The 24,910-nt window shown below is 34.2% G+C and carries 29 protein-coding genes and 1 pseudogene; 9 read left to right on the top strand and 21 right to left on the bottom strand.

Annotated features, from left to right (window positions below):
- Positions 1-101: 101 nt before the first annotated feature.
- From copZ to ACFSW4_RS14165, 9 genes are all read right to left on the bottom strand, one after another.
- Positions 102-311 carry a copper chaperone CopZ gene (gene copZ, locus ACFSW4_RS14205; RefSeq protein WP_054753997.1) on the bottom strand — a complete coding sequence of 70 codons (210 nt, stop codon included), beginning with the start codon at positions 309-311 and terminating at the stop codon, positions 102-104.
- 59 nt (positions 312-370) lie between these two features.
- Positions 371-1,735: an MATE family efflux transporter gene (locus ACFSW4_RS14200; protein WP_377330095.1), complete on the bottom strand. Its 1,365-nt coding sequence runs from the start codon at positions 1,733-1,735 to the stop codon at positions 371-373.
- Between the two features lie 13 nt (positions 1,736-1,748).
- Complete coding sequence (locus tag ACFSW4_RS14195; RefSeq protein WP_377330093.1) at positions 1,749-2,789, bottom strand: ABC transporter ATP-binding protein; 1,041 nt, start codon at positions 2,787-2,789, stop codon at positions 1,749-1,751.
- On the bottom strand, positions 2,782-3,753 hold the full coding sequence (locus ACFSW4_RS14190) for an ABC transporter ATP-binding protein (RefSeq protein ID WP_377330091.1): 972 nt from the start codon (positions 3,751-3,753) through the stop codon (positions 2,782-2,784). Before ACFSW4_RS14190 ends, ACFSW4_RS14195 begins: the two co-directional genes overlap by 8 nt.
- On the bottom strand, positions 3,753-4,616 hold the full coding sequence (locus ACFSW4_RS14185; RefSeq protein WP_377330089.1) for an ABC transporter permease: 864 nt from the start codon (positions 4,614-4,616) through the stop codon (positions 3,753-3,755). The genes ACFSW4_RS14190 and ACFSW4_RS14185 overlap by 1 nt, the downstream gene beginning before the upstream one ends.
- Complete coding sequence (locus ACFSW4_RS14180) at positions 4,609-5,586, bottom strand: ABC transporter permease (protein WP_377330087.1); 978 nt, start codon at positions 5,584-5,586, stop codon at positions 4,609-4,611. Before ACFSW4_RS14180 ends, ACFSW4_RS14185 begins: the two co-directional genes overlap by 8 nt.
- 77 nt (positions 5,587-5,663) lie before the next feature.
- On the bottom strand, positions 5,664-7,484 hold the full coding sequence (locus ACFSW4_RS14175; protein ID WP_377330085.1) for an ABC transporter substrate-binding protein: 1,821 nt from the start codon (positions 7,482-7,484) through the stop codon (positions 5,664-5,666).
- Positions 7,485-7,505: 21 nt separating this feature from the next.
- Entirely contained in the window at positions 7,506-8,252 is a 747-nt protein-coding gene (locus ACFSW4_RS14170; RefSeq protein WP_377330083.1) for a PIG-L deacetylase family protein, read from the bottom strand.
- Between the two features lie 138 nt (positions 8,253-8,390).
- The gene (locus tag ACFSW4_RS14165) at positions 8,391-9,020 is read right to left on the bottom strand and encodes a nitrite reductase (protein ID WP_377330081.1); all 630 of its coding nucleotides are present in this window, start codon (positions 9,018-9,020) and stop codon (positions 8,391-8,393) included.
- Positions 9,021-9,225: 205 nt separating this feature from the next.
- On the opposite strand from ACFSW4_RS14165, the gene ACFSW4_RS14160 reads away from it, so the two are divergent.
- Positions 9,226-9,750, top strand: coding sequence for a hypothetical protein (locus ACFSW4_RS14160; RefSeq protein ID WP_377330079.1), 525 nt, complete (start codon positions 9,226-9,228; stop codon positions 9,748-9,750).
- 318 nt (positions 9,751-10,068) lie between these two features.
- On the opposite strand, the gene ACFSW4_RS14155 is transcribed toward ACFSW4_RS14160, so the two are convergent.
- The 3 genes from ACFSW4_RS14155 to ACFSW4_RS14145 all read right to left on the bottom strand — a co-directional run bounded on the left by ACFSW4_RS14155 (position 10,069) and on the right by ACFSW4_RS14145 (position 11,894).
- Positions 10,069-10,431, bottom strand: coding sequence for a hypothetical protein (locus ACFSW4_RS14155; RefSeq protein ID WP_054754007.1), 363 nt, complete (start codon positions 10,429-10,431; stop codon positions 10,069-10,071).
- Between the two features lie 162 nt (positions 10,432-10,593).
- Positions 10,594-11,463, bottom strand: a complete 870-nt coding sequence (gene sigJ / locus ACFSW4_RS14150; protein ID WP_054754009.1) for an RNA polymerase sigma factor SigJ — start codon at positions 11,461-11,463, stop codon at positions 10,594-10,596.
- A 47-nt stretch (positions 11,464-11,510) separates the two neighbouring features.
- Entirely contained in the window at positions 11,511-11,894 is a 384-nt protein-coding gene (locus ACFSW4_RS14145; protein ID WP_054754011.1) for a DoxX family protein, read from the bottom strand.
- A gap of 134 nt (positions 11,895-12,028) precedes the next feature.
- On the opposite strand from ACFSW4_RS14145, the gene ACFSW4_RS14140 reads away from it, so the two are divergent.
- Complete coding sequence (locus tag ACFSW4_RS14140) at positions 12,029-12,484, top strand: DinB family protein (RefSeq protein WP_054754013.1); 456 nt, start codon at positions 12,029-12,031, stop codon at positions 12,482-12,484.
- Between the two features lie 227 nt (positions 12,485-12,711).
- Here ACFSW4_RS14140 and ACFSW4_RS14135 read toward each other — a convergent pair whose 3' ends face one another.
- Positions 12,712-13,200 carry a hypothetical protein gene (locus ACFSW4_RS14135; RefSeq protein WP_377330076.1) on the bottom strand — a complete coding sequence of 163 codons (489 nt, stop codon included), beginning with the start codon at positions 13,198-13,200 and terminating at the stop codon, positions 12,712-12,714.
- A gap of 181 nt (positions 13,201-13,381) precedes the next feature.
- Between ACFSW4_RS14135 and ACFSW4_RS14130 the strand changes: the two genes are divergently transcribed.
- Genes ACFSW4_RS14130 through ACFSW4_RS14120 form a run of 3 tightly spaced genes read left to right on the top strand, consistent with a single transcriptional unit; the run spans position 13,382 to position 14,178 of the window.
- Positions 13,382-13,588 (top strand): helix-turn-helix transcriptional regulator, encoded by a 207-nt coding sequence (locus ACFSW4_RS14130; RefSeq protein ID WP_054754016.1) that lies wholly within the window; start codon positions 13,382-13,384, stop codon positions 13,586-13,588.
- A gap of 11 nt (positions 13,589-13,599) precedes the next feature.
- Positions 13,600-13,983 (top strand): hypothetical protein, encoded by a 384-nt coding sequence (locus ACFSW4_RS14125; RefSeq protein ID WP_054754018.1) that lies wholly within the window; start codon positions 13,600-13,602, stop codon positions 13,981-13,983.
- 18 nt (positions 13,984-14,001) lie between these two features.
- On the top strand, positions 14,002-14,178 hold the full coding sequence (locus ACFSW4_RS14120; protein ID WP_377330074.1) for a DUF3976 domain-containing protein: 177 nt from the start codon (positions 14,002-14,004) through the stop codon (positions 14,176-14,178).
- A gap of 16 nt (positions 14,179-14,194) precedes the next feature.
- On the opposite strand, the gene ACFSW4_RS14115 is transcribed toward ACFSW4_RS14120, so the two are convergent.
- The 5 genes and pseudogenes from ACFSW4_RS14115 to ACFSW4_RS14095 all read right to left on the bottom strand — a co-directional run bounded on the left by ACFSW4_RS14115 (position 14,195) and on the right by ACFSW4_RS14095 (position 19,284).
- The gene (locus tag ACFSW4_RS14115) at positions 14,195-14,752 is read right to left on the bottom strand and encodes a lysozyme inhibitor LprI family protein (protein WP_377330072.1); all 558 of its coding nucleotides are present in this window, start codon (positions 14,750-14,752) and stop codon (positions 14,195-14,197) included.
- Positions 14,753-14,822: 70 nt separating this feature from the next.
- Positions 14,823-15,437 (bottom strand): annotated as a pseudogene (locus ACFSW4_RS14110) (FMN-binding negative transcriptional regulator).
- Between the two features lie 190 nt (positions 15,438-15,627).
- Complete coding sequence (locus ACFSW4_RS14105) at positions 15,628-16,770, bottom strand: Ger(x)C family spore germination protein (protein ID WP_377330070.1); 1,143 nt, start codon at positions 16,768-16,770, stop codon at positions 15,628-15,630.
- Between the two features lies 1 nt (position 16,771).
- Entirely contained in the window at positions 16,772-18,199 is a 1,428-nt protein-coding gene (locus ACFSW4_RS14100) for a spore germination protein (protein ID WP_377330068.1), read from the bottom strand.
- Entirely contained in the window at positions 18,196-19,284 is a 1,089-nt protein-coding gene (locus ACFSW4_RS14095; protein ID WP_377330066.1) for a GerAB/ArcD/ProY family transporter, read from the bottom strand. The genes ACFSW4_RS14100 and ACFSW4_RS14095 overlap by 4 nt, the downstream gene beginning before the upstream one ends.
- A gap of 260 nt (positions 19,285-19,544) precedes the next feature.
- Between ACFSW4_RS14095 and ACFSW4_RS14090 the strand changes: the two genes are divergently transcribed.
- Positions 19,545-19,859 carry a YrhK family protein gene (locus ACFSW4_RS14090; RefSeq protein WP_054754035.1) on the top strand — a complete coding sequence of 105 codons (315 nt, stop codon included), beginning with the start codon at positions 19,545-19,547 and terminating at the stop codon, positions 19,857-19,859.
- Positions 19,860-19,936: 77 nt separating this feature from the next.
- Positions 19,937-20,392 carry a hypothetical protein gene (locus tag ACFSW4_RS14085; protein ID WP_377330064.1) on the top strand — a complete coding sequence of 152 codons (456 nt, stop codon included), beginning with the start codon at positions 19,937-19,939 and terminating at the stop codon, positions 20,390-20,392.
- A gap of 17 nt (positions 20,393-20,409) precedes the next feature.
- On the opposite strand, the gene ACFSW4_RS14080 is transcribed toward ACFSW4_RS14085, so the two are convergent.
- The gene (locus ACFSW4_RS14080) at positions 20,410-21,423 is read right to left on the bottom strand and encodes an acyltransferase family protein (protein WP_377330062.1); all 1,014 of its coding nucleotides are present in this window, start codon (positions 21,421-21,423) and stop codon (positions 20,410-20,412) included.
- A gap of 207 nt (positions 21,424-21,630) precedes the next feature.
- Here ACFSW4_RS14080 and ACFSW4_RS14075 point away from each other — a divergent pair, with 207 nt between their 5' ends.
- Together ACFSW4_RS14075 and ACFSW4_RS14070 are read left to right on the top strand one after the other, a co-directional pair.
- On the top strand, positions 21,631-21,960 hold the full coding sequence (locus ACFSW4_RS14075; protein WP_377330060.1) for a hypothetical protein: 330 nt from the start codon (positions 21,631-21,633) through the stop codon (positions 21,958-21,960).
- A gap of 668 nt (positions 21,961-22,628) precedes the next feature.
- Positions 22,629-23,033 carry a VOC family protein gene (locus ACFSW4_RS14070; RefSeq protein ID WP_054754063.1) on the top strand — a complete coding sequence of 135 codons (405 nt, stop codon included), beginning with the start codon at positions 22,629-22,631 and terminating at the stop codon, positions 23,031-23,033.
- 17 nt (positions 23,034-23,050) lie between these two features.
- Here the strand turns inward: ACFSW4_RS14070 and rbsK are convergent, their stop codons facing one another.
- On the bottom strand, positions 23,051-23,926 hold the full coding sequence (gene rbsK, locus ACFSW4_RS14065) for a ribokinase (protein ID WP_054754044.1): 876 nt from the start codon (positions 23,924-23,926) through the stop codon (positions 23,051-23,053).
- A 22-nt stretch (positions 23,927-23,948) separates the two neighbouring features.
- Positions 23,949-24,887 carry a nucleoside hydrolase gene (locus tag ACFSW4_RS14060; RefSeq protein WP_054754045.1) on the bottom strand — a complete coding sequence of 313 codons (939 nt, stop codon included), beginning with the start codon at positions 24,885-24,887 and terminating at the stop codon, positions 23,949-23,951.
- Positions 24,888-24,910 lie beyond the last annotated feature (23 nt).

Below are 24,910 nucleotides of genomic sequence, written 5' to 3'. Positions count from 1 at the left end.
TTTCACAAAATAAATTTACTTAAGTAATCAAGGTTTATAAGAGTTATTTATATTATGTAAAATTCCCCATATGTATTTGTTTACATATGGGGAGAATATAATTATGCAACCACGTCGTATCCTTCTTCATCAATGGCTTGTTTAATTTGGTCTTCAGATGTTTTAGAATCATCAAAAATAACATCAACTTTTCCATTAGCTAAATCAACTTCTACATTAGAAACTCCATCAAGTGATCCTACTCCTCCCTTGACGGAAGAAACACAGTGACCACAGGACATTCCCTCTACATTTAATGATAATTGTTTCATTTGTTATCACCCCTCTTTTATTGACTCTAATTTAAAATTAACATACCCCAATACGGTATTCAACTTACTTGTTTTAATTTTTCTAATTTTACCCAACGATCATTATAAAAGAGATACATTAACCAGACTGCTCTGAATAAGTTATCAATTAAAATTGCTATCCATACACCAGCAATTCCCAAGCCTAACACTACTCCTAGTATATATACCCCTAATGTACGAATTAACCATATTCCTACTGTTGTTATATACATAGGTATCTTGGTGTTAGCTCCACCTTGATAGGCACCTGTTAATACTAGTACAATAGCTAAAATAGGTTGTATAAAAGCATCAATTTTTAATGCAATAACAATTTGATTAATCACACTGAAATCCTCTGTAAATAGAGTTGCTAGAAATTCTGAACTGAAATATAGACCTATACCAACAATACTCATAAACCCTACGGCAATCCAAACACAATCATGGGCATATTTTTTTGCTTGCTTATACTCTTCTGCCCCCATCAACTGCCCAACAATTGTTGTTGCTGCTGTCGCAAACCCATAACCTATCATATAAGAAAAAATCTCTATACTTCCTGCAATTTGATGGGCTGCAAATGTTGCAGTACCAAGTGATACAATCAATCCAAAGTAAAGTACCTGACCGACTCGCATAACTAGTCTTTCACCTGCTGCCGGTGTACCTACACTAAGTAGTTTCTTCATGAAAGACCAATCAAATGAACCAAAACTCAATTTCTTTTTAACGCTTTCAGTTAATATGTTCTTTAATATAAATCGAAATAACCAAACAATCCCAATGAAACGAACAATTACGGTTGCAATTGCTGCACCAGCAATACCTAATCCGGGTATGATCCAGAATCCAAATATGAAAATATAATCTAAAAAAATATGAATTATATTTATCCATATACTTACTTTCATAGGAGTTTTCGTATCACCAGTACCTCGGATAATACTTGCTAGTACAAACGATAGTGCTAATACAACAGATGGAACAGCGATGATTTGAAAATAAATTGTACCCGCTTGAATAACTTTTTCATTAGCACCCATTAGACGCAGGATTGGTTCTGCAAATAATAATGTTACAAATCCTAAAATAACTCCCGATATTAAAGCTAAATAAATTGATTGCCACGTCGTAATTTTTAAAAGTCGTTCATTATTTGAGCCTGTAAACCTTGCAATATATATGTTGGCTGCTATTCCTATTGCCATAAAAACGGCAAAATAAACTTGTAAAATAGCATTGCTAATACCGACAGCAGAAACCTCAATAATTCCAATTTTTGCAATAAAAAAAGTGTCAACAAAACCTATTACTGTTTGAAAGAAATTTTCGATTACAGCTGGTACAGCTAAAAATAAAATCCACTTCTTACCTGTCAGCTTCCTCTGTTCATTGAACATTATATACCTCCTACTAAGAGACAGGTTTTTTATCGAAAATTTGTTCTTTTGGTAAGCCAGCTGGAACCTTATCTAAACAACTACATGCAACAAAATGATTTTCTTCTTTTTGAATGAAATCTGGCGAGTGATGTTCACAATGTTCTTCTTTGAATGGACAACGGTTAACAAATATACATCCTTTTTTCTCCATCGTTGCATCCACTTCACCATCCAAAATAATGCGCTCTCTATTATCAATAAAATGATTCAAATCTGTTACGACGGAAACGAGAGCCCGTGTATACGGGTGACTTGGATAATTTATAACTTCTTGAGTTGTTCCAATTTCTACAATTTCACCTTGATACATAACTGCAATTCTATCGCACATATAGCTTGCAGTTGTTAAATCATGTGTAATGAACATCATAGTTAAACCCATTTTTTCTTTTAGTTTTAATAATAAATTAAGAATACCGGCGCGAACAGACACATCCAACATTGAAGTTGGTTCATCTGCTGCTATAAAGTCAGGCTCCAATATTATTGATCTAGCAATAGCAATCCTCTGCCGTTGACCACCACTTAACTCATGTGGGTATCGATATATAAATCGTTCAGCTGGCTTTAAATCAATGGCTTCAATCGATTCTTTAACCATAGCTTTTTTTTCTTTATGCGAAAGCCCTTTTAAATGAGCATTAATTGGCTCCATTAAAATATCAATAATTCTCATACCAGGGTTTAAGGTATCATAAGGATCTTGGAAAATCATTTGCATATTTGAACGAAACTTTGCTGTCTGTTTTTCATTTAATTTGCATAAATCAGTACCTTTAAAATATATTTCTCCACTGGTTTCTTTTTGTAGCCGTAATAACATTCGAGCCGTAGTTGTTTTTCCACAACCACTTTCTCCAATAATTCCTAGCGTCTCTCCTTTTTTAACTTCAAAAGATACATTATTTACCGCATGAACTGGAATGACTTTTCTATTGAAAAGATGCCTACCTACTTTCTTTGTAAATGTTTTGTTTAATAATTTAACTTCAATTAAGTTTTTATCATTCATTGTCGTCACCTTCTTCCAAAATACAAGCTACGTGATGACCTTCTTTTATTTCCAATAATGGTGGTATTTTTTCTGCACAACTTTCCATTACAAACTGACACCGATCTCTAAATCGACAGCCTGATGGAGGGTGAACCAAATTGGGAACACTTCCAGGTATTGATGTAACTTCCTTATCTGGATTTAATAAATCTGGTGTTGCATTTAATAAACCTTGTGAATATGGATGTCTTGCATCTTCAAGTATTTCTTTGGTACTGGCCCATTCTATAATTTTTCCAGCATACATTATTGCAATTCGATCACAAATAGAAGTGACTAAAGGTAGATCATGAGAAATCATAATGATTGATAAATCTAGACGTTCTTGTAAGTCTTTCATTAACGCAATGACTTGGGCTTGTGTTAAAACATCTAAACCGGTTGTTGATTCATCTGATATGATTAACTTTGGATTACATGATAAGGCCATAGCAATAGCGACACGCTGTTTCATACCACCACTAAACTCATGAGGATAACTTTTCCACCGACCTTTATCAATTCCAACCAATTCTAATAAATTCTTAGTCCTCTCTAATGCTTCTTTCTTTGTTACATCCTCATGTAATAAGATTGATTCAATAATCTGATCTCCAACTGTGTAAACAGGGTTTAATGAATTCATTGCACTTTGTGGTATAACAGCAATATCTTTCCATCGAATCTTTTCCAACTCTTTATCTTTTGCTCGAATTAAATCTATTCCATCTAATATAACCTCTCCAGAAACAATTTTACCCGGGTATTCAATTAAGCGAAGGATGGATGAGGCAATTGTGGATTTCCCACAGCCAGATTCTCCTATTAATCCTAGCATTTCACCCTTCTTAACAGTGAAAGAAACATCTCCAGCAGCTTCAGCAGGACCGTCTGGAGTAGTATAATGTGTTGTTAAGTTCTTTACAGTTAAAATATCACCCATTATGCCTTCCCTCCTTTACGTAATCGTGGATCTAAAATTTCTTCCATTGAATAACCTGTAAAGGCAAAACCAATAACAAGTAAAGTGATTAATAATCCTGGTGGCAATATCCACCATAACCATGCATCAGTTAAGAACGCCCCACGTGCTTGTGCATAATATAAAACCGTTCCCCAACTTTTATTGAAAGGGTCTCCTAACCCTAAAAAACTTAATGACGCTTCTATCAATATAGCTTGACTAGCCGCAAGTACAAATTGTGATAATGCTATAGGTACTACTCCAGGCAGAATGTGTTTAGATAGTATTGTTGAAATTTTAGTTCCAATTGATCTAGCAGCTTCAACATAACCTCTTGTTTTTACAGTTAACACTTGTGAACGTATAACACGAGCGGGCCCAGCCCAAGTTAATACACTAATTACAAAAATGATATTCCAAAAACTTGGTCCAATGAAAGCTGCTAATAAAATCATTAATGGTAAAAATGGAATAACTAGTACTAAATCTACTACTCTCATTAAAAAAGCATCCACTTTTCCTCCATAGTAACCAGCAATAATACCTATTAAACAACCAATAGCAACAGATAGAAATGCTGCAATTATACCTATCAAAATTGAGATTCTTGTACCATATATTAATTCACTCAATATATCCTGACCAACATCATTAGTTCCTAATAAAAAATCACTACTAGGTGCTAAAAAAGGCGTACCCACTCTAGCTGCTGGATCATAGGGAGAAATTAATGGTGCACACAACGCTATAAATATATAAAAAAGTAATATCGCAACACCTAACATTCCAAGATTATTATTTGTAAATACTTTTAGATAATGTCTCCATTTTTGTTTATCCATTGCCTTTCCCCACTTTCGGATCTAAGAATGGGTAAATTAAGTCAGCTAAGAGGTTAGCTACTATAACACTCAGCGTAATAATCATAAATGTTGCTTGAATTAATGGATAATCCCTAGCTAAAACCGATTCAAACATAAGGCGTCCTACTCCTGGATAAGCAAAGACTGTTTCAATAACAGTTGCACCAGAAAGCATGAATCCAAGACTCAGCATAAAAACTGTAGCAACAGGTAGTAACGCATTACGCATGGCATGACGGTATTTTATTGTTTTTCCTTTTACCCCTTTAGCCTTTGCCATCTTAATATAATCTTCACCTAACACGTTTAACATCGAATAACGCATAGTCATAAAAACATTTGTTACTGAAATCAAAACAAGTGATGTCAATGGCAAAGCTAAATGCTTTAGGATATCGATTATACGGTCCCAACCAGTATAATTTGCCCAACCTGACTCAGCTCCATATACAGGAAACCACCCTAAAGTGGCTGAAAAAATAGATACTAATATCATCCCTATCCAAAAAGATGGCATAGCACTTAAAAACATAAAAAAGGTTAACATATTCACATCGGTACGCGTTCCCCTTTTCCACGCTGAAATCGCACCAAACATACCACCTAAAATAGTAGCAATTATTAAATTTGTACCTGCTAGTAATAAAGTCCAAGGTATTCGTTCCCCTAATAACTCTAATATAGGTCTTTTTTGTTGGTAAGAGTATCCGAAATCACCTGTGAACATACTTTGTATATAACGACCAAATTGGACGATCATAGGATCATTTAAACCTGCATCTTCTAAAACTTGTTGTTTTTCTTCAGTTGTCATAAAGCCTACATCTTCACCAGCTAAGTAAATGAGTGGATCACCTGGCATTAGGCGTGGCAATAAAAAATTCAATGTTAAAATAATAAAAATAACAATGACATATTGTGACACTTTTTGAACCATATATTTACTCATACCTGCCACCTCCAACTTACAAAATTCATAATTAAAATAAAGTGGACCGCAAGAAAGCTTGCGGCACCACCAATTTTCTAAGAGTTAGCTCCTTTTTTCTTTAAGAAAAGTAATCCTCCACCAATAAGTAATACTGCTATTAACAAGATCCATAAGGTTGAATTACTACCTCCACCAGTTGATTCACTTTCAACACTCGATGTTTCTACATTATTTCCCTCATTATCTTCTCCAGTGGTTTCTGAGTCCACCTTCCCTTGTTCTTCTTCATCAGTTTTAGCCTCTTCTTCAGAATTTGTGTTTTCAGAAGTAACAAAGGACAGTTTATTAATAATCCCCTTACCTATCTGGAAAGTGTACCCATCAAACACATTTGGGTTGTAAGCATTAATAATGTTTTGGTAATATAAAGGAACATTCGGTGTTTCATTTGCAACCAAAGTTTGTATTTCATTAATTAATTGTTCTCTCTCATCTTGACTTACTGTTTCTATTAATGTTTCAGCTAACTCATCAAATTCTTCATTACTATAGCCCCCAATATTAACGGATCCTATTGAAGGATCCGAATGGAATAGTTCAGCCATTCGATCTGGGAAGAGTTGCATGGTACTTGACCACCCCCATATTGATAAATCAAAATCTCTACCTTGGCTGACATCAAACTCCGGCCATACTAATGAATCAACTGTTGTCATATCCATCGCTCGTACAGAGGTATTTATTCCTATTTCGTTCATCCACTCTGTAATAATTTCAGCTGTTCGTATCCTTGTAGGACTATTAGAATATACTAGCATTTCTAAAGTAACTTCTTCACCATTTTGGCCTTCTATAAAGCCATCTCCATTAGTATCTTCAAAACCAACATCTGTAAGAGTTTGTCTTGCAGTATCTAAGTTGTGTTCAATAGATAATTCATCATTATAAAACGGTGAGGAAGGGTGGATAAAACCAGGGCTACCTTCTTGTGCATACCCTAGTAATATAGTATCTATTAAATACTGTCGATCAATCGCTAGGGAAATAGCATTTCTAAAAGCAGTTTCTGTCATTGGATATCTATCAGCATTCAGTTGTAATAAGGTAGTAGAAAAGCCTGCACCTTGTATGATTTCTACATTTGGACTACTTTCGAATTGTTCTACCAATTCTGGTGAAACGTTAGCAGATACAGCATCCAACTCACCTGATCTTAAAGCAGTAAATAAGGCTGTAGTATCTTCAACAATCGGAAGAACAATTTCGCCAATTGGTGGTTCACCTAAGAAGTAATCCTTATTTGCTTCTAATTGATAATATTCCCCAGACCGGTGTTCACTCAACTTATATGGTCCACTTCCGATATTATTATCAGACTCATCTGGATCGTTTATTTCTGACCAAATATGTTCTGGTAAGACAGGTAAATCAGCTAGTGGCTGAATCATAAAGTTTGCCGAGGCAGAACTTAGTGTCATGGTAAACTCTGTATCACTTTGTACCTCTAGACTTTCAATTACTCCTAATGGATTAGTAAATCGAGACTTTGGATATTCCTTAAAATACTCGACTGTAAATTTAACATCATCTGCTGTTAGAGGCTCTCCATCATGGAAAGTGACATTCTCATGTAAGACAAATTCATACGTTAATCCGTCTTCACTAACACTATAATTTGAAACTAACCATGGGATTGGCAAATTTTTTTCATTAAGTTGGAATAACGTATCATACATTAAATGAACTAGATCTAAACCTGGATTTCCAGTAACGTAAGTGTAAGGATTTAGAGTGTTTTCACTAGTAGAAATGCCTACCCTTAATTGTTCTACTTCTTCTTGAGCTTGTATAATCACTGGAGTATTAGTAAATAAAAACAAAACAGTTAAAAACAAATAAAACACTTTTTTTAACAAGCAAGCTCCTCCTTTGAATTTTTATTTAATTAATTCATCTAAATGGAAATTCCCTTCACGGCGAAAAGCCTCAGCAAAGGCATAATGGCCATGTGTAGCTAATCCATGGTATACGTGAACGGCATGATCTAAAGCTTTATGTACCGCACGTCCTTTTTCATAATTATTTGGTAACTTTGAAAAACCAGGTACTAGATTTTCTAGATTTGAATCAGATAATGCCTCTTCAAAATGTTGACCACTAAATTCCATTTGACTTTCCAAAACACTCATTGCTTCATTTTTCAAATTCCATACATCTGATACATCTACTACAGTGTTAGGTTGATGGGGTGTCATATAATAGATTGTTGGAATTGGATGAGGGTCAAGTCCAGGTAGTTTGTCTAAAGCATACGGTCTACCAGCTAAAGCAATACCTTCTAATATAGTAATCATCGCCTGCCTACGGTCGGGGTCCAAATCGTGGAAAGAATGTTCAGGATCTTGTGTAATAATAATGTCGGGTCTAACTTCTCTAACTACCTTTATAATTTTTTCCTTCGCTTCTGAGCTAACATCAACATTTCCCATTTCAAAATCAGTAAAGTTTACTGTTACACCAAGAACATCAGCAGCTTTTCTTATTTGGGGTTTTGAATTTTCTTTAGACAACATGATTGAGGCAAATGATTCACCTCCATTTTGTGCATTTTTGGCTAGTGCACCACCACATTCAACAACTTCCATTCCATAAACACCTAAGAGTAATACTTTCTGCTTTTTCACTGCAACATTCCCCTTTTTAAATATTTTAAATATACCGAAAATTTATAATAAAAAATATAAGGGGGAAATTACGTTACCCCCCTAATGTATGTTGTTAAAAATGTTACCCTTGTTTCTACAATAAATCAAGGGGTATTTTTAATTTTTATTAAAAATTTCTTTTTTAATATCCTCAAAACCGTAACGATTTATAAATCTGGAAAATTTTTCCCTTTTTCTACCATTTTGATAGTATATATCCAATATTTTGTCAACAATATCGTATAATTTATCTGGTTCTAGTTTATCTGCAATTAATTTTCCAACTTGTGCATTTTGTCCCTTTGATTGCCCACCTATATAAATCTCGTAGTGTTCCTTCTTTTTCATGACACCAATATCATTAATTAATGGTTCACCACAACCTATTGGACACCCTGTATAAGCCGGTCTTAATGTAAAAGGAACTTCTTTCCCGGAAATTCTCCTGTTTAGCTCTTTAGCAACAGGCATCCCTTCTTCCTCCTCCCCTTTACAGAAGTTGCACGTCCTTAAACTTTTGACATAATTACCTACTTTATAATAATGTAATCCTTCTTCCTCAAATTTTCTTTTTACTTCTTCCAATTCATCTTCTGGAACTTTAACAATTAATTGTTGTAAAGTTGTTAATTCTATTTCTTGGTCCTCTTCTAAATACTCTCCTAGCACAAGTAGTTGCTTAGGTTTTAACCATGATCCAAAGCCAATACCACCGTTAACAGCTAATGGGATGTACTTTTTATTCAACGTTAAATACCCCCTAATTTAAAATCAATGTATATTGCACAAAATTATAGCATACCCCTGTAGAGTATACAACGAAAATTTTAAATTAGATACTTATGATTACCAGCGTTCAACTTTCAAATAAAAATATACCTTCATAATATTAATTATGAAAGTATATTTTAATAATATTATAGTTCTAAAATAAATCTTGGAGGCAAAACTTATGAACATTCTTATGTTTTCTTTAATTATTCTTACGTTAAATTTTTGGGTAGCTAGTTTTTTAATTCGTAAACCACAGAATCAAATGGAGTCAATGGTTTCTACTATGAGTTTATGTTCCAGTTTTGGACTAGTTATCGGTTTTATCATATGGTTTCATTTTTATAACCAGCCATTAATAGCAACACTTACAGCAATTGCAGTAGGGTCAATTATGGGACTGATTATTGGGGCTAAATTTGGCCCGCACTCTCAACTTGAAGGTTTCTTTTCTGGATTGATGGCTTCCATGATGGCAGTCATGCTTTTATTTATGTTTCCTGTTAGTGAAGGGACCTTTTTAATCATGATTGGATTAGCTTTCTTGAGTGGAATTACTATACTATTTGTTGCTAAAAGCTATGAATTAAACTACAGATTTTTAATATTATCTTGTATTGTGGTATCACTAATATTCTATTTGTTCCCAAAGGATACAATAGATTCAAATAAACATGAGCCTTTAACTCATCATAAAGGACATTGATTCCCTATACTGATAAAAACACTATAATAGTTATTAATTATGATCAGACAAATCACTTAATCGCTCTTTATACTCTTCTTTGCTTATTTCCCCTTTTGCCAAACGCTCCATTAGTATATCAATCGCACTATTGGAAGGCTTTGAATTGTTATTTTTGGAAATACTTTTAAATAGGTAAACCCCTAATCCAATGATAAATGCTCAAATAATAATATCATTAGTCCGCCACCAATCATCATTGGTACAAAACTAGAAAGAGAGACTATACGTTTTCTTATGAATAATACATCTAAAAAAATTATTGGAGTGGAAGAACAATCAGCAATAGAATACAAGGCTTTTACCTAATTTCGTTGTAACCCAACCTTTTCTGTCTTTCTCAATCCAACCTAGTTCTGAAAGTATAGGATTGATTCTAAATCTCGATACCTCAAATTCTCCAGCCAATTTAGTTGTAGATAAATACTTTTCATTAATGTTGTTCTCTTTAAGTTCTGAATCATCCATCACCGAAGTAGGCCATGTTATCCATTGGCGGTCACCTCTTGATTTTACTTGACCACCCTTTTCTATACCTTTTTCAGTAAGAACCCATTGATCATCAACTCTATCAATACAATTACTTCTAAGTAAACGTTCTAACATTTCTTTAGAAAGGTTAGTAGACGATAGATATTTCACTTTAGATGTTGTTCATATAAATACCTCCAAATTCACAAATAAACCTAGTAATAAAATTCGACATAAATTGTTAAATTCCTCCAAGTAAAAAAAGATACGCCTCTTTTTTATATGTGAGAGGTGTATCTTTTTTATACTGTAAAACCTTAAATAGAAAACTCTCTAAACATAATCAAGCTTCTCTGGATTCCTCATGACATAGATTTTAGCTATCTTTCCATGTCTTTGATGCAAGAATAGAGTTGCTACTGTTCCATCTGTTGTATGAAGCAATACTCCACGACCACCATTTATAGGTGCTACCTCGAAATTATAATTACCATCATAATAGGACTCAATGCCCTTCATCGTGCCATGCAGAAAATTTACTACTTGATTAGGAAACTTAATAGGATGCTTCGCTGCAACAGCTTTTCCGCCACCATCAGATTCGATAACGACGTCATCAGCTAGCATGGTCAGAAGATGATCAATATTACCTTCCTCTAAAGCCTTGAGAAACTCATTCACCTTATCTGAACCTACGTCTTCAATATCTATCATTTCTTCCCCATCACTAAGAATTCCCAACTTTCTTTTTGCCCGGCTCATCAGTTTACGACAGTTGGCCTCTTGCTTATCTAGAACTTCAGCAATCTTGGAATATTCAAAGTCTAATGCTTCACGCAGTACAAAAACTGCTCGCTCAGTTGGTGTAAGCCTCTCAACCATTACCATCATAGCGTATGACAACAAATCTTTATAAACGACTTTCTTCTCAGTCGAGTCTTTATCTTGTGTCCGAATTGGTTCAGGAAGCCACTGTCCAATATAGACTTCCCTTCTCTTACGTGCAGACTTAAGAAGGTTGAGGCAACGGTTTGTTACCATTTTGCATAGATATGCCTTGGGTTCTTCCAATTGATTAAGTTGAATGTCACTCGCCTTAACAAACACATCATGTACCGCATCTTCTGCGTCTTCTACTGATCCTGTTAATTGGTAAGCTAAAGCAAACAACAAGTTTCTATATTGATTATAAAAATCTTTCATATCTGCCTCTCCCTTGGTAGACAAATTAAATGGCGTAGGTTCACCCCTTAACCTGTAAATGGCATTGGCCCTAAACGCCCCCATGCTATAAACAATGCGAGTGTCAGATAGATTATATTCGCCACAATTGGTTTAGTATAACCATGTCGATAATGAACAATGATTGCGCCTAACATTAATAACACCCAACAAATGGCGGTTATAGGTACTAAGATTGGAGCGATATCTAGTACAGCGGGTAGAATTAATCCTGCTGCTGCCAAGAGTTCTAGAAATCCAATTGACTTAAGAAACTTCACATTGAAATCTCCAACCCAACTACCAGCAGGATGCTCTGCTAGTTTCTCTTTTGGAACACAAGATTTACTGATGCCACCAACTAAAGCTATTAAAGCTAATAAACCAGTTGCAATCCATAATGCAAGATTCATATTCCTCACCTCATTTATGGTTTACATATATAACAATATAGAGAACTGATTTGTGACGTAGAGTGAATATATTTTAGAAGGAGATTGCAGAAAGTTTATAGAAGTTATAACTCAAAACATTTTTGGAGGTAAATATGGATTCAACTAATTTATTTAAACAAATGTCATTTTGGCGCTCGTTAATTGTTGGATTATTAAATGAAATTCCAAACGATGATGGTTATAAGACACCTCAAGGATTCAATAACAATATCCTATGGAATGCAGGTCATGTTTTAGTGACTTATGAGGAGGCTTTTCATAACTTTAATGGTGCTAGCAAGCAATTAGATGATAAATTCTATTCTTATTTTTCTACAGGGACAAGTCCAAATGACTGGAACCATGATGATTTGCCTACAATAACGGAAGTTACTAATCTGTTAGATCAGCAGGTTAAGGATTTCCAGAAAAACTGGCAGGAGCGTTTAAATGAACCGTTAGTTAAACCACTTGAATTTGAAAAAACTGTAGAAGAGTTGCTCTTTTTCTTAATCAGTCACGAGTGCTATCATTTAGGTGTGATGACAAGCATGAAAAAAGTTATATAACATAACTCAATTTTAAAGATAGACCGAGAGTTGGAGCTTGGTCTATTTTTATGTGAAATAGTCCTTTGACATATGCATCTAGTAAGACTATTTGATAATTCTTAGAGCATTCTAAATTCTTTTTTTACCCTCAAATCCTAGTACTGGTTTCAACTTTCTCCATTTCTTTGTAAGTTCATATTCAATTAAAGATTTCTGATAATCAGTTCGATCAAAGTAATGAAAACTTACTTCTCATCTGTATTTATGTTTACAAGGTAAAAGATTATACTTAAAAATATAATTGATAACATAAACAAAATAAATGTATTTAAATTGAAGTAAACTACGTTAGAGCTCATGGATAAAAATGATGAAGATAGATCAGTTATAAATTCTTCATCGACAGGTTGTGACTTCTCTAAATAAGCAGCTTTTATAGCCTCGCGGTAATTTTCCTGAAATGATAAATAATGATAAACACCATAAACCCAGTAACCAACAATGACTAATAATATAGAAAATAATACACGCTTATACGGGGAAATGATTTTCAATAAATAGTTCCAAAGAAATATTAGTATGATACCAATGGGAATCAAAATAAAAAGAAAAAGTATCGCAGGATTTCCATTGCCTGATGACATTCCAGGTTCAGGAGCTGTGATATTAAATAGATAAAATATTCCCCCGCTAATCAACGTCAAGCTGATGATTAATATCATTTTAACCTTCAAATGATCACCACTCTTCTTTCATAAATTTCCATTTTGTCCCTTTAACTCATAATAATATAACTTCATCACATAAGAAAGGTAATTCGTGTTCGTTTATAGTTTTTTACCTAATATGTAAAGTGTGCTTGACAGTAAAGTTAACTTTACATTATGATGTTAGAGAAAGGGTGTTGTTCCATCCATGAAAAATCGAATGAAGGAATTAAGAAAAACGAGAGGAATTTCTCAAGATAAAATGGCGCAAATGCTTGGTGTCTCCAGGCAAACTATTATATCTATCGAACGCGAAAGGTATAATCCATCATTACCTTTAGCTATACAGATCGCTCGTTGTTTTGATGCTCAAGTTGAAGATGTCTTTATATTAGAAGATAAAGATCTTAATTAGGAGGAAATAATATGTCAAAGCAGTATGATCGTAAAATGTACATATTTTTGGGAGTTGTTATTGCATTGATGACTACCATCATTAACATCGCAACCATTACAACTGGAACGTTTCCTGCAGGGCACGATGTCATTTTAATCGCCATGACGATTATGGTGTTTTGTAATGCTTATCTTGCTCCGCAATTTATACAAAACGATGAAAGAACGAAACGAATTAAAGAACGAGGAATGTTCTTAAGTTATTTTTTTATATCGGGCTATATGCTTCTTATGATGACATTATTAAATCTTGGACTTATAACTATTAGTGCTTCACAAGCCGTTACAATATTAGCAGGTCTCACGATTTCAACTGTGTTTCTATCATTCGTCATCCTATCATTTAGATATTAATAGAAAGGGGTCATTAAATTGGACCAGTACATATTTTTAGGTGTTGGGCTATTATCAGCTATAATTCTATACTTTTTGGTTAGAAACGACCGAGATGAAAACAATGCGCTAACTAAGAAAGGTTTTTATAAAATAGTAGGATTTTTTCTCGCGATTTTCATTGTTACATTTCTAATGGGATTATTGTCTAACTAATAAAGAAGACTATATTTTAAGACAAATATTCCTCAACCAGTTCATAACAACGTTCTTCTGTTAAATTTGCTAACACCGCAACATACTCTAAATGCTCCTGCGTTCCACCTTTATATTTTAATGATGCTTCTAAGGCGGTTTCATCCCTAGTGGTAATCCAAAGTCTTTGTTCCTCTCTAAGCAGATCCATTTCTTCTTTTGCGAGCTGATTTTCTAGTACGCCATAAATCTCATTTAATAAATCATCCCACAGGTCGTATCTTTTATTTTCAACGTCTTTTAAAGCATATGTAGACGAGTCGATTACTTCAAGCTGTTCGACTTCACTTTTTGTATGTTGTAGCTTCTTAATAAACTTGTCTTTCTGATTGGCTATGCTTTGATCTTTAAATGAATCTACCTTTTGTTCGCCTGAAGTTTGGACGTTAGTAGAATTACTCTTATTCTGATCTTCAACATTTACTTCAGTTTCATCTTGTTTATCTGACTCCGCATTTGCTGCTTCATTGTTACATGCTGGCAATAAAAGCATGGTTAACCCAAGTAAAATTAATAATGAATTTTTGTACTTCATGACGCACTCTCCCTTTAGATGTCAGTAGGTACTCTACATTATACACTAAAGGTAGATGTTGCCAATGCACTTATTTTTGTTTTCTTTTCTCCATCACATCTGCCAATTGTTTTGAGTTAATCCTTTCTTCTTTATATAATTCATCAATAATATTCTGGTAATCTATTTGACTTCGATTTTGACTTAATTTATACGAGGCTTGAACCTCATTTACTTTCACTTTAAATCCAACAATACCTTTGATTTGTTTTTTAGTATCTGAAGACAGGTTTTCCCATGTCGCAGGGTTTGATCGATGGCTATCGTATTTATTTAAAAGGCGTATGAGATCTTGTTGTAACTCATCTTCACTCAATATATTAGCTTTTCCGTAAACATGAACAGCTTGATAATTCCAAGTTGAGACATCTTCTGATTCATACCATGAAGATGAAATATAGGAATGCGGACCTTGATAAATAATGAGAACCTCATCTTCTTTGTTAAACGTTTTCCATTGAGGGTTCGCATAGGCAAGGTGTCAAGTTATATAGTAATCTTTCCCGTCTTGATGTAACTCTAACGGCACATGAGTTGCAATCGGTCTTCCGTATCCTGTTGTAACAATCGTTCCAAATGAATTTTCTTGAATAAATGACTTAACCTCTTCAAAATCTGTTATTTTGTAATGTCTTGGAATGTACATAGTAGGATAACCTCTCTTTGGATATAGTTGTTGAATTGCAAATGTCTACTCTTTAAAACTTTCTTGACTTAGAAAAGTTTTTCCTTCTACGTAATCCATTTTAACCCCCAATATTAGAAAAATTTATTTATAGAATATAAAGGAGAAGGCTGATGGCTCGCTAACTCCTTTTTTAAACTTTTAAGTTTAACTATTGACTAAGTCTTTTCTCTCCAGCATCTCTTAAGTAGACTTCAACATTTATGTCTTCAAGTGAATCTTCATTCAAATGCAAAGCCTCATTCACAGTTAGTTGTTTCCATTTATTTGGATTTTCTCTAAATAAATGATAAGAAAAGCTGTATACATCCCCATCAAGCTCCAAGCCTTTTTCATACGTTCTTCTTAGGTCTTCTTTTATTTTTTCCTTTACAGACTTTATAATTTCCTTTTCAGTGGTTTCTTGAGACATTTCTATTAGGCTTCCAGCTACCTTAACATCGATCTTAAATTTGACTGCTTCATTAGATACAACAGGTTTCACATTAGTATCTCTAACTCTTAACACAATAAGACCTTTTACCTCTCCTTCTTCATTATCAATCACAATTGGTGCTCTTAATGTATCTTTTTGATACCAACGAATTCCATTAGCATCCTCTTCATGTAAAAATCCATAAAATTTTTCATCACTAAGAAGTGCTACAGATGAAATGTTAAGGTTTGTCTTTACACCTTGTTTATCAAACCAACTTGATTCATCAACATCTAATACCGGTAAAATCACTGTCCGGCCAGGCCCTCCGCGTTCAGCTACAAATCGATTGTATTTAAACGGTTTAACGATTGAGCTCTGATTATAACTTTCGAGTGGTTCGCCAAAAAATGAATAGATTATATTCACACCAAGCGTTGGTAATGTGTTTAAAAGATCTCTAAAATTTTCATCAGTCGCAAAAATCCATGGAGTTGGTCTAATCTCTGAGTAGCGTGAAATTACGTCTAAAGCTCCATCAATATCATTAAATAGCACATTTTCACTAAACACAACACTTGATAGATGTCCCCAGAATATTTTCCGCTGAGTAGTCGAATATAAATCATGAACTGCATCTACAACTGTGACTCCTTCACCTAATCCAACTGTTGTTTGTGTGACTTCTCCCCCGGACTCAGCTCCAGTTGGTAGTGATTCAAAATTAAACACCTGTGCATAAACATAATAGCGCCCTTCTTGATAATCCAAACCAATCGAGTGAATATACAACATTTCTTCAAGCTCATCAGAATCCCAACAACCACTTATAAAAAGTATTGAAGTTAAGAGGAAGTAAACGAGAAAGAAACGTTTCAAGTTACTCCCCTCCCCTCTTAGAGTCACGAACCCTAAGCATTTTAAACCTTGTCTTTTTGAGTTTTTCAGGCATATGAAATAGTGAATTTACAATGTCTTTTGGTGTAAATGGTGCCAAAGGTGCTAGGTAAGGTAAATTAAATGATCTTAAGTTTGCAATATGAATCAATACAAAAAATGTCGCTACAAAAAATCCAAATAAGCCCAAAAAAGAAGAAATAATTAAGATAAAGATTCTAATTAAACTAACGATTCCAGATAGAGATTGGTTAGATATTGTAAAAGTTGCAACTGTTGAAGTAGCTATCATCACAACATTAGCAGGGCTCGTAATACCTGCTCTTATAGCCGCATCTCCAATAATTAATCCTCCTACAACACCGAGAATTTGTCCAACTGAGAAAGGTAACCTTAAACCAGCTTCTTTAAGCAAGTCAAATAACAAAACAAGAATTAAGGCTTCTACTGGAGTAGGTAGAGGTATTCCCTGTCTTGCTTGTGAGGCACTAGATAGAAATACTAATGGTATTTGATCGGGATGGAAAGCAGCAAGAGCGACCCAGAACCCAGGTAAAGTGATTCCAATAATCATACCGACAATACGTAGTAACCGTTCAAATGAATTAAAGAGCCAAGGATATTCGTAATCTTCACCAGTTTTTAATAAAAAAGGAAGGTTAACTGGGCCAATTAAAGCAATCGGTGAACCGTCTATAAGTATTAAAAATCGCCCTTCTATTAAAGATTGTATAGCAAAATCTGGTCGTCCTGTATAATGCATCATTGGTAAGACGCGGAAAGGTGTTTCATCTAATAATTCTTCAAGCTGGTTATTATTTACCAATGCATCAATATCAATTTTTTCAATTAATGATTGGATATGATTAATTGTTTCCGAATGTGCAATATCTTTAAAATACAAGAGGCCGACCTGTGTTAACGAACGTTTCCCCACTTTAAAGGTTTCAAATGATAAAGATGATGTTTTTAATCTTCTTCGAATAAGTGCAACATTAATATCTATTGATTCTACAAATCCATCACGTGGCCCTCTTACCGTTACTTCAGCGCTTGTTTCCTCAGGTTGTCGATTAGGTGGGTCTCCTAGCTCGAAAGAGTACACATTTTTTTCATGTTGGATATAAAGTATTAACTCACCTGAAAAAACTTTTTCAATAATTTCTTCTTGTTTAGATAGCTGCTGATAATTAACCTTGTTATATCCTTTTAGAATATTAGATTTATTAAGCTTTTCTGAGATGTGTTTTTCTAATGTTGGTATAAATTCATCCATAAGAAATTCTTTATCACATAATCCCTTACAATAAATACACATAATTTTTATATTATAATCGAAAGTAAATTCTATAAATTTTACATCTTCAGATCCTTGAAACATTAATTTTAATTTAGATTGATCTAGGTTCATTTAGGGTTCTTCCCCTTTCCTTTGATCACTATTAAAATAAATAAAATTAACGATAATAGTGAAAGGAAGATTAAATTAAATGGCAAATATATATTTTTTATAAATGAAACGAATAGAAGGTCATTGATTGGTAACAAGGTTACAATCACAATTAGTGAACCGACAACTAGTAAAAATCTTCTTCTTTTTTTCTTGTCATCAATTTGAAGTACTTCAGCTAAAACATATAGAGTTAGAGATATTCTAATAAGCGCTCCAGATAACCATTGGTATATAGAAAAGAAATCCAAATGTTCTATGAAGCGGCCAATTGATACTAGTTGCCACTGTATGTATGCCGGAAAGCGTTCCTTTATGACTGCATCAGGGCCAAATGCTGCGATCCCTCCCATGACTGGACCAAGACCTAGTAAAATTAAGAATAAAGTAACGATGACCAATCCAACATAGTTGATTTTATTTTTGATTTTGTGCTGTAAAAATAGGATCATAAATACTTCAAGTATGCAGGCCGTTGTAAATATCATTCCAGTTAACATAGGGCGAAAGCCGTCAACAAATACTGGTAATAATAGTGAATAATCTTTATTTGGCATATTCGTAGTTGCTACGAAAATTCCTAAAAAAATAACTATTGGAAGTAATATTGTATTGACTATGACAATAGTTCGGATGTTTGTTAATGCCAAATAAACACAAATACTAATAAAGATAAGAATAATGACAAGCTTGGGTGTTTGAGGTAAATAAGTAATGTTTGTCCAAATAATTAAATCATTAGTCGTAACCGTAGCCGTCAAAAAAAGAAATACAACAATGAAAAACATTAATGGGTATGCTAAAGCTTTAGGCGAGTTGGATTTTATCCATTTAGCTAAATGTTGTTGCTGTGTTCTTCTAGCTATAAAAGGAATTACTAATAGCCAAGGTAATACTAAAAAGAATGTAAAAATCACTGATAACCAAGAGTCACGTCCCGCTACTTCATATAACGTTGGTATCATAATGACATGATTGATCAAACCAACAGTTGTAACAAGTAAAAGAAGAACATATATAAACCCAACTTTGTCATTACTGTTCATATGGTCCCTCCTGGTTAATAAATTATTATTAGTCTAGGTGTATAAGAGCATTTTTATTCTCAACACTGTAGCTTTCAATAGTTCAAAAACAGCATTTTCAATAACTAAATGAACAACTCATGTATAAAATATACATAAATTTTTTATGGACCAATATGTTTATCGCTAATTTGTCTCTTTAGCACTAATGTAAGCTATGTTTTAGAATCCCAATAATAGGAAAAATTAAATTATAGAATGGATCAAGTAGGAGAGATGGTATGACAGAGGAAGAGAATCAAACTAATGCGCAACATCAGTCGCGCGAAGATTACATTGATGAACAAATGCAACAACACAAACGTTTTTACAAAAAGATCTATAACGTCCTTTATACACTTAATGACTTTACGGTGGCATTTTGGTTTTTAATCGGAAGTATATTCTTTTATTTCGAGTCGTTAAAAACTTGGGGTGTCACGTTATTTGTCTTAGCCAGCTTTCAGTTTGCGATTAAACCAACCATCAGGTTAATTCATGAAATTAAAGCTCGTGGGCATTATGGTAGGGAATATGACCAACAGAATCAGGATTAAACCAGCGCTTGAATACTTTGGTAAAAAAGGTATTATTAATATTATTAATTATTACCAAAGGTGGATTTAAGAGCGTAATGAATAACAAACTTATTAATTTTATCTATTTAGGCGTAGTAACTTTTTTATATATTGCTTACATTTACATTGATATTAAACATTTTTACCACTCCAAGCAGCTTATAACAAAAGAAAAACTTTCATCTAAAGAAATAGAACACATTAATCAAATAGGGACTCTATTAACTAGTATTAGTAACTTGATATCGGTTGCGTTTATCACTGTTTTAATTATCGGGTTAAAGTTTGTTTCATCAAAACACAATTTCTTGAATCACTTTTTAAAGGTTAATATTATTTATCTAGTAACAGTCATTATGGCAGGACTAATGATCAATTCACTCACTAGCTTACCAATCGGTAATTCTATGCAGTTTGCATTTATTCCTCTTTCCTTGGTTTTAGGGCTAGCAGGTTATATGATCATTAAAAAACTTTTCTCATTTAAAAAGAGCTCTATTAATCCTTCTTAATAGAGCTCTTTACTAATTTATTCGGTCTTTTCTTTGTGGTATGGTAGCTTCCTTTCACCGATTTGCTGCTGAATTAATGTTGCTTTTCCTTCAATAATCGGCTGAGATAACGTAATGACCCACTTATTGGATAAGAACCAGACCATTGTACCTGCAATAACCGCGAGCGGGATGATGTCTAGGTTCTGATTCAGTTGCAATAAATCCTCTCGTCTTATGAACTGAATAAATAGTCCATGTAATAGATAGACGTATAGCGTATATTGCCCTAAGTTGGTAAAGCTAAATCGTTTTTTCGGTATTAAAATGACTAATGAAAATACAATTAATAGGCTCAAGCTATATAGTCCTAAACGGTTGATCATGCCTGTTGAAACCATATTTAAGGCTTCATAAGAATAGGATCCAAACATGAGCTCTGCTGGAATAACAGGTTTAAAGTAACTTACAACTAATGTTACGGCCACAACACTCACAGCAGCAAATTTATATTTTACATTCTTCAATTGGTAGATTTGACTCTGACTAATCCAATATCCCATTATGAAGAATGGAAAAAAGACAAACGTTCTGGATAAGCTGAATTCATGGCCTATAAATGGCACAAACCCTATAAACGTCCCCATTAAGAACGCTAGAATAATTCCCGGAACAGCTGGTATTTTTTTAAACCAAATTAGTAATACATGCCAGCTAAATAAGCTTAATAAGAACCACAATGACCAATGTGGATCTATTAAAGTTTGATACGGTCCATTACTTAGTGCTGTCACAACCGTATATATAAGCTGAAAAATTAAATATGGCAATAGTAGTTTCTTTGTAAGTTTTTTCAAATATTCCTTACTACCTGCACCACTTGCAAAGAACCCACTAATAAATACAAACGCTGGTATATGAAATATATAGATCCACTGATATAAGGCATCAGCAGTCTCAAAGTTCCCTTTCATTGGCTGAATTAAATGGCCAAATACAACAAAAAAAATGAAAAGGAGTCTTGCATTATCGAAATAAGCTTCTCTCCTCATACATATCTACTCCTAAGACACACTTTTACTATTAAACTACCCCATATATCTTTATATTGAAACGGTTTTAAACGCTTTGTTATGGGATTGTTAACACTGTGTAACTATTAAAATATGCTTTTAATAAGGAAAATTTATTGATAAACTGTTATTATCTCTTATGAATATGTATATAATGAGTATGAACTATCTAAAGGAGATGGCATAATGAAACGTCAGCATGCCTTCCGGTTTGTATTTTTAACAATCTTAACTGCATTTCTAATCGGAAACTTTAATGGAACAATTACAGATGGCCTTCCAGTTGATTTACCAAATAACGTTACTGAAAATAGTGAAGCACATTTTTTTACTTCTGGATTAAACCATAATGATTTTTCAAAAGTAACTTTCTTTACCAATGCGATTATTATATTTATTCCGATTATCGGATACACTTTTTCATTGATTCCAACATGGTATTACCAATTAAGGAAAAGGCGACTAACTCCTGTCTTTTATAGGAGTTCCTATTTAATTCAATTTCCTAGTTATTGAAAACTAAATAACTAGGAGGGATCAGATGTTAATTTTTAGATTTATGATGATTGGGTTATTTTCATTAACTGCCTTGAGTCTATTTTCATTTCAAGGTATAGAAATTTATCATGCTTTTCTCGATCTTTTCAAAAATAAATAAACACTGCTGGGTGCATAGTTGCTAAACTATGCACCTTATCAACTTAATGACTCGTTTAATCCCTTCATTAATTGCCCGTAATTCATACGATTAAAAAGCTCGACTAACTTCTTTGCCGTAATTCATCGCATAGTTAAGAGTAAAATAAAAAAGAATGAGTTATAGTTTCCTGTTTCCAGTTAAAACATGTTAACTGGTTCTTTTTTTGGGAAAATATCTACCCCATCTTCGGATTTATCTAACCCATTTTGAAATATATCTACCGCGAAATTTGTCGACGAAGTAAAAAACATCAATTTATCCACCCCTAAAATCAATTTATCTAACCTTACAGAACAAAGACTTAGAAAACTCCCTCTTTGGAACTCTCCATGTCTTTTACTAATCATTTCCTTGGAAATCAATCATTCTCAAGCAATCAGGGCGCTTATACTGCTTTCGTTAGATTTAAAGTTTCCTAGATATGTTGATATAATGGTTTTTATCATTGATTATCAAGTTTGCTTTAAAAGAAAGGGTGACAGTTTTGGAATTTAGAGATTTTACAGTAGCGCAAGTTAGAGTGGCGAGACCCACTGATCAATTAAAAGAAGTGGTGCGTTTCTATAAAGAAGGACTCGGACTTAGTGAAATTGGACATTTTGAAGGTCATCGGGGATATGAAGGTGTCATATTAGGATTACCTGGTACGGATTATCATCTGGAGTTCACACAGCATGTAGACGGTAGTCCGTGCCCTGCCCCATCAAAAGATAATTTATTAGTCTTCTATATCGAGAATAAACAAGAGATCGATAAATTAGCTAACCGCCTAGAAGGCATGGGTTATCCTGAGGTTGAACCTGAAAATGACTATTGGAAAGAACAAGGAGTTACCATTGAAGATCCAGATGGTTGGAGAATTGTGTTAATGAACCGTTCGTTTGTATAAACAAAAACTACAGTTTTTTACTGTAGTTTTTGCTCAATCAATCGATTCACTTCCTCTTTAGTTGGCATGCCAGCTTGTGCACCCATTTTTTGAACAGACAGCGCGGCTGCAGCATTCGCAAACTGTACCGCTTCAGGTAGGCTGTTCCCCTCTCCAAGTCTGACGGCAAGTGCTCCATTAAACGTATCTCCAGCGCCTGTTGTATCAACGACTTTGACATTATAAGCTGGCATAAGTTGCTTTTTTCCATCTAAAATAAATTCAGCTCCACCTTTTCCTTTCGTCACAATTAATGATTCGATTTGTTCTCCATTAAATAATTGTGCATGTTCTGTCTCATTAGGTGTTACATAGGTAACCTTTTTCCACCATTCAGAAGGTAACTCCATAGCTGGTGCGGGATTCACAATCAGTGGAATGTCATATTGATGACATAACTCTATGCAATACATAATTGTGTCTTTCGGAATTTCAAACTGCAGCAAGACATAATCACTGTTTATAATGGCTTCTTTAGTTTGATCTAAATAATCCGTTGAAACATGTTCATTGGCTCCGCCGATAATAATAATCCGGTTATCTTGTTCACTTAAAATAATATTGGCAAGCCCCGATGATGTATTTTGAATACGTCTCACATTGCCAGAGTTGATGCCTTCTCGTTTTAAGTTACTTAGAAGCTGTTCACCAAACTCATCATCCCCAACACATCCAATCATTGTTACATCAGCTCCAAGTCTTGCAGCCGCTACTGCTTGGTTCGCCCCTTTTCCACCTGGAATCGTTTGGAACTCAGATCCTCTTACCGTTTCTCCTTGAACTGGGAATTGGTCTGTCATAGTGACAAGATCCATGTTAATACTGCCAACAACAGTGATTTTTGGTCGTTTCAACGTACTTCCCCCCCTCTCTAGCCTATGAATATGATGCAACACTTTTTTCTAGTAAGGTCCAAAACTTCGAAGTATTAGCTTCAGTTGCAAAATGAACATTGGGTTCTTTTCCAGTCACACCAAGCCTGTCCACTGCTGTCATCCCATACGAATGCTCGCCCTTTGTTTCGATGTCGACATGAACATGTTTAAACGTGAAGATCGATGGGTCAATCAAATAAGCAATCGTACACGCATCATGAATAGGAGCTCCTTCAAAATCAAACACGTCTTGGTACGTTTTAGTGAAGAAATGTAGTAATTCAACGACAAATTCAGATACATTATTATTAATGTTTTGTAGTTTAGCAATCTCTTCATTTGTTGCGAGTACTTGATGAGTAACATCTAGGCCAAACATACATATTGGTATACCACTTTTGAACACCACATCAGCCGCTTCTGCATCTACATAAATGTTAAATTCTGCTGCTGGCGTCCAGTTGCCGAACGTTCCCCCGCCCATTAAAACAATCTCGCTAATCTTTTGTTTTAGTTCAGGCTCTTTAATTAAGACCATCGCAATATTTGTAAGTGGTCCTGTTGCAACTAACGTAATCGGCTCATCCGTATTATGTAAAATCTCTAAAATCAAATCCACAGCATGAGTGTCAATAATTTGCTTTGTTGGAACATCTGGTAAATTTGGGCCTTCTAAACCTGATTCACCATGAATACTCTCAGCCACTTCAATATCTTTAACTAACGGCCTTTTAGCCCCTTTCGCAACAGGCACTTGCTCTAGTCCGATAATATCGCATATTCTAAGCGCATTAAGCGTGTTTTTCTCGACTTCCACATTACCGCCAACTGTTGTGATGGCTTTAATATTTAATAAGTCTTGATTAGATGCTGCTAAAATCATCGCTATCGCATCGTCATGTCCCGGGTCGCAATCGATGATAATGTTGGTTTTTGTCATGAAGCGTCACCTCTAAATTCTCT

This window comes from Piscibacillus salipiscarius (assembly GCF_042685285.1).
Taxonomy (GTDB): domain Bacteria; phylum Bacillota; class Bacilli; order Bacillales; family Alkalibacillaceae; genus Piscibacillus; species Piscibacillus salipiscarius.
The sequence above is the reverse complement of the archived record's forward strand: the minus strand, read 5'-3'. Positions and strand labels throughout refer to the sequence as shown.

Coding starts and splice junctions, on each gene's coding strand:
- ACFSW4_RS14080 (WP_377330062.1), bottom strand. CDS start 21,423: ATGAGGAGAGAAGCTTATTTCGATAATGCAAGACTCCTTTTCATTTTT.
- ACFSW4_RS14090 (WP_054754035.1), top strand. CDS start 19,545: ATGACAGAGGAAGAGAATCAAACTAATGCGCAACATCAGTCGCGCGAA.
- ACFSW4_RS14200 (WP_377330095.1), bottom strand. CDS start 1,735: ATGTTCAATGAACAGAGGAAGCTGACAGGTAAGAAGTGGATTTTATTT.
- ACFSW4_RS14075 (WP_377330060.1), top strand. CDS start 21,631: ATGAAACGTCAGCATGCCTTCCGGTTTGTATTTTTAACAATCTTAACT.
- ACFSW4_RS14160 (WP_377330079.1), top strand. CDS start 9,226: ATGAACATTCTTATGTTTTCTTTAATTATTCTTACGTTAAATTTTTGG.
- ACFSW4_RS14095 (WP_377330066.1), bottom strand. CDS start 19,284: ATGAACAGTAATGACAAAGTTGGGTTTATATATGTTCTTCTTTTACTT.
- ACFSW4_RS14190 (WP_377330091.1), bottom strand. CDS start 3,753: ATGGGTGATATTTTAACTGTAAAGAACTTAACAACACATTATACTACT.
- ACFSW4_RS14115 (WP_377330072.1), bottom strand. CDS start 14,752: ATGAAGTACAAAAATTCATTATTAATTTTACTTGGGTTAACCATGCTT.
- ACFSW4_RS14100 (WP_377330068.1), bottom strand. CDS start 18,199: ATGAACCTAGATCAATCTAAATTAAAATTAATGTTTCAAGGATCTGAA.
- ACFSW4_RS14185 (WP_377330089.1), bottom strand. CDS start 4,616: ATGGATAAACAAAAATGGAGACATTATCTAAAAGTATTTACAAATAAT.
- sigJ (WP_054754009.1), bottom strand. CDS start 11,463: ATGAAAGATTTTTATAATCAATATAGAAACTTGTTGTTTGCTTTAGCT.
- ACFSW4_RS14060 (WP_054754045.1), bottom strand. CDS start 24,887: ATGACAAAAACCAACATTATCATCGATTGCGACCCGGGACATGACGAT.
- ACFSW4_RS14125 (WP_054754018.1), top strand. CDS start 13,600: ATGTCAAAGCAGTATGATCGTAAAATGTACATATTTTTGGGAGTTGTT.
- ACFSW4_RS14195 (WP_377330093.1), bottom strand. CDS start 2,789: ATGAATGATAAAAACTTAATTGAAGTTAAATTATTAAACAAAACATTT.
- copZ (WP_054753997.1), bottom strand. CDS start 311: ATGAAACAATTATCATTAAATGTAGAGGGAATGTCCTGTGGTCACTGT.
- ACFSW4_RS14140 (WP_054754013.1), top strand. CDS start 12,029: ATGGATTCAACTAATTTATTTAAACAAATGTCATTTTGGCGCTCGTTA.
- ACFSW4_RS14130 (WP_054754016.1), top strand. CDS start 13,382: ATGAAAAATCGAATGAAGGAATTAAGAAAAACGAGAGGAATTTCTCAA.
- ACFSW4_RS14180 (WP_377330087.1), bottom strand. CDS start 5,586: ATGAGTAAATATATGGTTCAAAAAGTGTCACAATATGTCATTGTTATT.
- ACFSW4_RS14145 (WP_054754011.1), bottom strand. CDS start 11,894: ATGAATCTTGCATTATGGATTGCAACTGGTTTATTAGCTTTAATAGCT.
- ACFSW4_RS14085 (WP_377330064.1), top strand. CDS start 19,937: ATGAATAACAAACTTATTAATTTTATCTATTTAGGCGTAGTAACTTTT.